We start from the raw sequence: 1,690 nt of genomic DNA, 5'->3' as shown, positions 1-1,690 counted from the left end.
GTTTAAAAAAATATGTTCTCCCTATTGCGCAACCGAAGAGTTGCATTATATTTGAGCAACTGATCGGTTGCCTATTAACGAGAACATTTTATGAGAAGAGACGTATTTCAAGCCATTGCCGACCCCACCCGAAGGCAAATCATCAACACCCTGGCCCATCGTTCGCTGACACTGAACGGTGTGGCGGAGTCCTTCGACATGAGCCGGCAGGCGGTGTCCAAGCACATCAAGATCCTTGCCGCTCAAGGCAAGGATCAACTTAACGGGAGACTGCGGCTCGGCGTCATCGCTACCGTGGGGCCGTACATCCTTCCAGATTTGGTCCCGCTCTTGAATGCGCGTGCACCAAAGATGCCGCTGGAGCTGGAGGAAAATCTCACGCAGAACCTGGTCGGGATGTTGAAGAATGGAAAGCTCGATGTGATCATAATCGCACTTCCCTTCGACGAAGCGGGAATTCTCACCACCGCCTTATACGATGAACCGTTTCAGATCCTGGTTCCCAGCGGGCACCCGTGGCGAAAGAGGAAGGTGATCGATTCCAGCCAATTGGCATCCCAAAAAGTCCTGCTTCCACATGCCGGGCATTGCTTCCGTCAGCAAGTGCTTGATACCTGCACAGACCTGAGTCGATCAGGTGCCCAAGGTTGGCAAGGGAACTCCATAGAAACCATCCGACAGATGGTCGTCTCCGGATTTGGGATTACCGTGATGCCCTGCAGCGCACTGACACCGAAGTACCGGAACAATCGGTTGATTGCGATCAGGATGGCGGACCCGGTACCTGGTCGTCGAATCGGTCTCGCATGGCGGCGCGGATTTACAAGGCCCCAAGTCATCGACGTCATTCGCAGCGCCGTCCATGCCTTGAAGATACCTGGACTCATCATGTCGGATGAGTGATTGAGCCACCCATACATCTCTGCAACTTGTTGCCTGAGGTCGCGTTTGATAGGATGCGTGGAATCTATCGAGCGACTTTCAGATGAAAATTGCCACCTTCAACGTCAATTCATTGCGTAAGCGCCTGCCCATCGTGCTCGAATGGCTCGATCGACACAAGCCGGATATCCTGTGCCTTCAAGAAACTAAAGTTCAAGATAGCGAGTTTCCATTGCTCGCCCTGGCTCCCAGCGGGTACGAAACGACATTTCGAGGGATGAAATCTTATAATGGAGTGGCGATTCTCAGCCGAAAAAAACCGGAAGCAGTCTCGTATGGATTCGACGATGGAGGAGATCCGGACGATTCTCGTTTGCTCCGCGTCGTCATTGACGGAATTCCGATCATCAACACCTATGTCCCTCAGGGATTCGAGATCGATTCGCCCAAATACGCGTACAAGCTCGCCTGGTACGAGCGATTACGCCGTTATTTCGACGCCCATCTTTCGCCCCAGGCTCCGGCCATTTGGTGCGGCGATATGAATGTCGCCCCACGACCAATGGACGTCCATAGTCCGGAGAAACATCTGAACCATGTCTGCTATCACGAGGCCGCGCGGAAAGCCTATGAACAAACTATCGCCTGGGGATTTCAAGATGTCTTTGTGAAGCTTTACCCGACACGGCAGCAATACACATTCTGGGACTACCGCGCACCCTCCTCGCTAGCCGCCAACAAAGGCTGGCGGATCGATCATGTGATGGCGACGGCACCGCTCGCGGACAAATGCATTCAGGCGGATGTG

General features: G+C 53.4%; 2 protein-coding genes. Both read left to right on the top strand.

What is annotated here, in order from left to right:
- Nucleotides 1–90 precede the first annotated feature (90 nt).
- Nucleotides 91–903 carry a LysR substrate-binding domain-containing protein gene (locus tag ACOSYY_RS00650; protein WP_421660295.1) on the top strand — a complete coding sequence of 271 codons (813 nt, stop codon included), beginning with the start codon at nt 91–93 and terminating at the stop codon, nt 901–903.
- An 82-nt stretch (nt 904–985) separates the two neighbouring features.
- Nucleotides 986–1,690: exodeoxyribonuclease III (xth, locus tag ACOSYY_RS00645; RefSeq protein WP_421660294.1), on the top strand; the 705-nt coding region annotated here is incomplete at its 3' end.

It is taken from the genome of Nitrospira sp. BLG_2, assembly GCF_049222245.1.
The sequence above is the reverse complement of the archived record's forward strand: the minus strand, read 5'-3'. Positions and strand labels throughout refer to the sequence as shown.

Coding starts and splice junctions, on each gene's coding strand:
- ACOSYY_RS00650 (WP_421660295.1), top strand. CDS start 91: ATGAGAAGAGACGTATTTCAAGCCATTGCCGACCCCACCCGAAGGCAA.